This is a genomic window from Paenibacillus sp. J2L1-98 (genome assembly GCF_056269405.1).
The window spans coordinates 317,755-324,071 of record NZ_JBWDNW010000006.1 but is presented as its reverse complement, the minus strand read 5'-3'; the positions used below and the strand labels follow the sequence as shown (position 1 = coordinate 324,071).

The window sequence follows — 6,317 nt, the reverse complement described above, 5'->3', positions numbered from 1 at the left end:
TGAGTTTCTGTTGATCGGCCTCCGTTAACTCTTCCGGGGCTTTCTTTCTCCCTCGGCCATCCTTTAACGCATCCTGACCGCCATCTTCGAACTTCTTCACCCATTGGTATACTTGCTGGTAGGAGACCTGAAACTGTCCCGCTGTCTTTTGGTAATCATGTTGATTGGTCAGGCAATACTGGACAATCTCGATCCGTTCTTGCCAAGTCGTAGAGCGCCCCTTTGTCATAGCTTTTGCTTCCCCTTTATAGGCTTTTAAACTGCTATGACCATTATACTTGTTAATCCAATTGAAAAGCTGTCTCGTACTAGCAATCTTGTATTTATCGATGATCTGATACTGAGACAACCCCGCCTCAAGGTAATCCTTCACCGCTTGGAGTTTAAGCTCAGCACTATAGCTTTGAAGATGCGTACGGCGCTCAAGCCCTTCATACCCATACGTCTTGTACCGACGCTGCCATTTCATTAAAGTCGTCTTATTAATCCCATATTTCTTCGCAGCTGCCAAAAAACCAATTTCCCCATTCGATACTTCTTCGAGAATGGCGAGTTTCTCCAAAGCAGTATATTTTCCTCTAGACATGAAAAAGCTCCCCTCACAGTAGCAGGCTTTTTATTATTTCACCTGTCTACCGTATGGGGAGCATATCAGACGAGAAAACATTATCCTAGACTGTCGCTGTTTTATTGAACTCCCGTTAGCTTATAACGCGTTACTTATTCTTGTTTGTTATGGCTTCCAACTAACCATCTCACTGCGTCTAAAAGGTCCTTTGCAACAAAATCGGGAGATGCTTGATCATACCACTTGTGACGATATTTTTCCAAAGACTGCTTACCCCAGCCAGTCTCTACAAGGACTCTTTTTGCTCCTACTGCGGCTGCCGCTAGCATATCTGTTGAACCCACGTCACCAATTACAGCACAACAGCTCAGATCAAGTCCATGTTCATTTGCAGCTTTTAGAAGCAAGCCAGGCCGTGGTTTATGGCACTCACAGCCTTCCTCTGGCTCATGAGGACATATATACGCCGCATCGAAGCCATATGTTTCAAATTGTTGAGTAAAATCTATTTCAGTTGCAAGGCCCTTGGCAATGTTGTGCTGATTGGTAAGAGCAAATATTTTAATCCTATGTTCTTTCAATAAGTGTAATGCTTCTAAAGAGGAAGGAAACAACTCAAAGTCGCGAGGATGAATGAAATGCCCAGTCCCGCCTATGGTTCCATCACGATCCACAAAAACAGCTTGAATTGCCTGCAAAATAATTCCCCCTAAACATAGTACAACCATAATTAGAATTCGCCAATTCGTCATACTATCCTGCCAGTTCAATTCTCAATTAACGTTCCCCTCTCATTCCCTTCAATTTTTGGAGGTATTCTTTAATCAGTGGCTCATCGTCAATTTTCTCTACTCTCTCAGGACGAACATTTAATAAGTACTTCACATACACATCAAGAATACTCTTCTGCACTTTCGATTGTTCTCCTGTTAGCTCTAGAGTCGGATGGAAGTTCCTACAACATATTTTTTCTTTTAATCCGACAGGGAGATGATATCTTAAGAGTCTTTGTAAGCAGCTAAAATGAAAAAGGGAGCGTGAACGTTAACCGTTCACACTCCCTTTTTACATGAAATCTATCAAACGTGTTGCTCGTTTATTGCTGCTCATCCTGATAATACATGTAGATTTTCCAGCTGTTGTCATCCATTTTCTTCAATAAGTATATGCCGTCGGTTGCCCCTGTATCTGTGGTTGCCTCATTATTTTTCGTGGTCGTTACTTTGTAGCTGCCGCCTTTCGACTCAACTACGGCAAATCGATCTGTTTTATCGACAACCGTCAGCGTTTGTTCACTTATTTTCTCAAATTCAATCTCATATCCTTGGTTGATATGCGCAATCAGATCTTCAGTAAAGGAATTGCTTAACGCCAATTGATAACCCGTATGAAATTGCGCATATACGTCATCCAACTGATCATAGGTTTTATCTTTAATAGTTTGATTTTCCTGTTCCTCCACACCTAAAACGGCAGCTGTGAGCAAATCGTCTTCAGGCAATGCGCTTTTTTGCAAATCTAGCGCACGCTGCAGCATGACAACGGCTTCAGCCCGTGTCGCATTGGCGAAAGGCTTAAACAGCGTTTCACTGGCTCCGCGCACGATACCGGCTTGACTTGCTTTTAAAATGGATTCTTTAGCAAAATAGTCGGGTACATCCGTAAATAGCTTCGTTTCTCCTTCAAACTGTACAGAGGAAGAAAAGGCTCTAACGACCATTGCAGCGATCTCGCCGCGTTTGATCAGTTGGTTTGGCCCGAATTTTGTTGCGCTAATTCCGTTAACGATACCAAGGGAGCTGGCAACGCGAATCGAATCGAAGTACCATTTTCCTTGCTCGACGTCAGCGAAGGCCGTTCCGGACGCATCGCTTGTCAGGCCTAATGCGCGAACCAGAATCGAAACAAACTCCGCGCGGCTTATCGGATTGTTTGGCTTTACCGTTACATATCCTTCTTGATCCACATAACCCCGCAGCAAATCTGCGTTTACAAAGTTGTCCAGCTCGTAATGAGCCCAGTGTTCTTCTATGTCCGTCGGAAAGTACATATCCAAAGAAGCAAGTTCAGCGGCCTTTACCTGAACGGACTGAAGAGGGTATATCAGAAGCATGGATAAAAGTAAGATGATCGTACTGCGAAAATAAACATTTTTCATTTTGATGCTCCTCTCCTGGTTGGAAAAATTTCCTCTTTGAGGATATCAAAGTACGGAAACTTATTCTAGTGGAAAATCAAGGAACTAATAGCTGCCGCGGCGGTCTGCTCCTTGATCTGATTGAACTATCGAACCCGTTAGTTGAGAGAATAACTACTTTGCATGGACAAAACAAGGATCAAAGTAAGTAATTCTCAAACAGTTGCTTTATAGAAGAGCGATGTTTGTTCAGCCAGTCATTCCTTCTTAAAAATTGATTTAGGATGTAATTGAAGTTCTGTTCGATATTTCTTCCTGAATCCATTCTTTATCAAGCCAATTTACTCTTAGCAGAGTATCACAATGAAGATATTCAGAGAAATATTTACCATACTAACCTGTCCGTTACTTCAATAAACAAAGAAGAGTTGCCTTCGCAAGCTCCTCCACTGTCGTACCCGTTAACGTTTAACCTAATCGGTACTACCCTGCTCTAGTGTTATTGTTTTTAATCTGTCCGTTCCAACTGCTCCAGGGCTTATAAGATTCTCCTCAGTCCAATAACTAATTCGGAACGATGTGCCATCATCCAAATGAATACGCAGAAATTCCTTGCCTTTGTCACCAAGTCCTTTACCTCTTTTGTATATTACATCAAAACCCACATACTCCAATGCAAGGTATTCTTCTATAAATTCCTTCTCCACTTCTTCGGTAAAATCCGAAATATGGTGGCCGTCGTTCGTGCTCTCAAAGCTTATTTTGGAGACTTTACCTTGAATATCATAGACATCTGAAACGGTTTTAGCTTTTGGGTTATCATTCGATTGATACAATTTCTCCCCAGCGACAAGTCTAAAAGTAGATTTATAGCCATCCACTTCATAGACCTTCGTACCTTTAGGCAGGAAAGTTGCATCTCCATTTTTCATTTTATATCCCATGCATGCGTTGTCTGATAAAGTGTAGACAATCTCGCCAACTTCCTTACCCTTCCCGACCTTTGATACTTCATTTGAATAAGACTCATCTCCAATATATTGGTATTTCATGTCATTCCACATTAAAGCGTCAATGTAGTCAATTTCTGCATCGGGGCAATCTTTAGCATTGTATTGGCTCTTAGATCCACAAGCGGTGATCAGCAGTAACAAGATTACAATTAGTGTCATTTTTATTCTCATATAGACACCCCCTCATCCCTCATTTGTAAGCAATTAACAGACGTTCACATGGAGTGTATTGTTGCGACAATCTGCCTTCTGTGTCTCTATTCAGCTATCGTACCTGTTAACCTTAATGATATGTACCAGTAATATTGTCCTGATTATCATTCAATAATTTTGTTATTAAAACAATTTGACCAGCATGATAACTATAATACTCACAAACATGAACTAGCATTGTTTCAATATCCCTTGAATATTGAGATTCCGTTTCAAATGTAGGACGTACGACCATTTTGTTCCAATCATCGATTGAATAATGTATTGTTACATTTCTTTGTAGATCAGATTCCGTGAGCCCTAAGATTATTCTAGATGATTGTCGCCTTACTTCTTTAAGTAGTTGTAACAAATCTTTTCCAGACATTACATTGTTTTCAGTAAATTCTCTTGATCTTGTTCGATTAAAAGGCATGTTACCTATACCGCTGACAAAGTGTTGATATTCATTTCCTGCCAAATGTAGACATAAGTTACCGATGCTATTCATGTTTGGTTTAAGGTTGTACCAAATCTGTTCTTCTGACAAGAAGTTTATACATGTTTCAATTCTTATTAACTGTTTATTCATTTCGCTTAGAGCCAATGAGTTCAATTTCAATGCCATACTTACCTCCTAATTTTATATGTATAAATATTTGATTAGTTGCATGTTTATACAATAACAAATATATTCGATTAGTTACAAGTATTAAGTTAATCTGCCCGTTACTTATACCTCGCCGAATTATGACGCAACAAGATGTTGAGTAGTGTCACGACGAACTGGTAAAGCTTGCCCGTTTCATGCTATAGTGCTTAAAGTTATAGATGTTGAGGAAAGAGGGGATCTTTACATGATCGATCGCATTATTCTCGTGAAATTCGGTGAGCAAACGACCCACGCACAGCTGCAGGAAATCGTGGAGCGATTTAAGGCGCTGAAGCAGCACTTGTCTGGTGTCGTTGAAGTGAACGCAGGAAATAATTTCTCGGACAACAACAAGGGCTACCAGCTCGTGCTTCGCGTCCGATTCGAAGACAAGGCAGCGCTAGAGGCTTACGGCCCGAATCCGCATCACCAAGCGGTAGCAGCGCTCATCCGCGAGTATGGCCGGGAAGATAGCATCGCGGCCAATATCGAAGTGTAATAAAAAAAACAGCGATGCGCTTTGCGAGGCGTTCGCTGTTTTATTTGATTGCAAGTTAGGTTTTATTCGCGCATGCGACCGTCGGCGCAAGCCTTGAACCGACGGTCGCGAATCATTAACATGAGCGGAGTATTACTTAACTAATGTACCCGTCCCTCGGTTTAGTTGAATGATAAACGATCCACTTATTCTTTCAGAACGTCCATCCAGTTTGGTGGAAAATCAACCTTCTGCGGGTCTTTTAAGTGCTTCCAGGTTATTAACTTTACATTATTAGGGTTCATAGGAGATATATCGAATGTAAGACTATCCTTACCGACGGGAATATGTGGACCAACTGTTGGAACCACTTCAAGAGTTATAAAAAAATGAAATCCTCTGAATCCATTTACCCGTTGCACATTTGTAACATTCACAAAATAAGGATAAACCTCTGGTGAGTAATTCAATTTGTTTGAGTATGTCTCATCCATTTTCTTTTCTATGTGTGGCAAAAGAAATAGCATTAGCATGTCTTGAAACATTAATTCTTTTGACTCTTTAGGTTTGTCATTAGTACTTTTTGATATCAGTTTTTCATTTGCTCCAACGATATTATTATTTATACCACTCATTGGACAGCAGATAAGCAATATTAAAATCAATATTTTTTTCACGAAAAGTACCCCCCATAGTTTGGGGGTATTTTTCCCTAGAATCCATTTTTTATCCTACCCGTAATTTTAATAAAATAAGCAAGCTTCTGCAGCGCCTGCTCATCGATGTGTCATGCTCAACTATTGTTCCTCGTTAAAATTCAACGGCTCATACGATGATTTTGATAAAGCCAGTGCTTTTTGGAGTAAACCCAAATCGTTGGTAAAATAGGTGAGCTGCTTCTCGTTCTGAACGATTACCACTATTGAGAGACATTGATACTGCCCCTTGATTCATTGCCCAATTCTCAGCTTCTGAAAGCAAGTGTTTTCCAATCCCTTTACCTCTAAAATCACTTTGTACCACCATGGCAACGATACGCACATTGATGCCAGTTTTCTCATAAATGAAGGACTTTTGTAGACCAACCATCCCAACAACTTTACCTTTGACTTCTGCAAGCAATGTACAATAGCTTAAATCAGAAGAGATATTTTTGAAGCGTCCTTTCATATCCTCATAGCTTGTTGGGTAGCCTAATTCGCCCATTAAGAAAGCGATATCGCCAATGTCTTCCATAGTGCAGTCTCTTACAATAACACTCATAGGCATCCCCATCT

The 6,317-nt window shown here is 40.7% G+C and carries 8 protein-coding genes; 1 reads left to right on the top strand and 7 read right to left on the bottom strand.

Features of this window, described 5'->3' with window-relative positions:
- The 5 genes from AC0YNZ_RS14975 to AC0YNZ_RS14955 form a co-directional block, all read right to left on the bottom strand.
- The coding region (locus AC0YNZ_RS14975; protein WP_475827347.1) for a transposase at positions 1-586 on the bottom strand (586 nt) is incomplete at its 3' end.
- A gap of 134 nt (positions 587-720) precedes the next feature.
- Complete coding sequence (locus tag AC0YNZ_RS14970; RefSeq protein ID WP_475827368.1) at positions 721-1,296, bottom strand: HAD-IIIA family hydrolase; 576 nt, start codon at positions 1,294-1,296, stop codon at positions 721-723.
- A 368-nt stretch (positions 1,297-1,664) separates the two neighbouring features.
- On the bottom strand, positions 1,665-2,726 hold the full coding sequence (locus AC0YNZ_RS14965) for an S-layer homology domain-containing protein (protein ID WP_475827346.1): 1,062 nt from the start codon (positions 2,724-2,726) through the stop codon (positions 1,665-1,667).
- Positions 2,727-3,178: 452 nt separating this feature from the next.
- Positions 3,179-3,889, bottom strand: a complete 711-nt coding sequence (locus AC0YNZ_RS14960; protein ID WP_475827345.1) for a hypothetical protein — start codon at positions 3,887-3,889, stop codon at positions 3,179-3,181.
- Between the two features lie 112 nt (positions 3,890-4,001).
- Positions 4,002-4,538 carry a DinB family protein gene (locus AC0YNZ_RS14955; RefSeq protein ID WP_475827344.1) on the bottom strand — a complete coding sequence of 179 codons (537 nt, stop codon included), beginning with the start codon at positions 4,536-4,538 and terminating at the stop codon, positions 4,002-4,004.
- Between the two features lie 229 nt (positions 4,539-4,767).
- Here AC0YNZ_RS14955 and AC0YNZ_RS14950 point away from each other — a divergent pair, with 229 nt between their 5' ends.
- On the top strand, positions 4,768-5,061 hold the full coding sequence (locus AC0YNZ_RS14950) for a Dabb family protein (protein WP_475827343.1): 294 nt from the start codon (positions 4,768-4,770) through the stop codon (positions 5,059-5,061).
- Positions 5,062-5,246: 185 nt separating this feature from the next.
- On the opposite strand, the gene AC0YNZ_RS14945 is transcribed toward AC0YNZ_RS14950, so the two are convergent.
- Both AC0YNZ_RS14945 and AC0YNZ_RS14940 read right to left on the bottom strand, forming a co-directional pair.
- Positions 5,247-5,717: a DUF3888 domain-containing protein gene (locus AC0YNZ_RS14945; RefSeq protein WP_475827342.1), complete on the bottom strand. Its 471-nt coding sequence runs from the start codon at positions 5,715-5,717 to the stop codon at positions 5,247-5,249.
- Between the two features lie 148 nt (positions 5,718-5,865).
- The gene (locus tag AC0YNZ_RS14940) at positions 5,866-6,276 is read right to left on the bottom strand and encodes a GNAT family N-acetyltransferase (RefSeq protein WP_475827341.1); all 411 of its coding nucleotides are present in this window, start codon (positions 6,274-6,276) and stop codon (positions 5,866-5,868) included.
- Between the last annotated feature and the right edge of the window lie 41 nt (positions 6,277-6,317).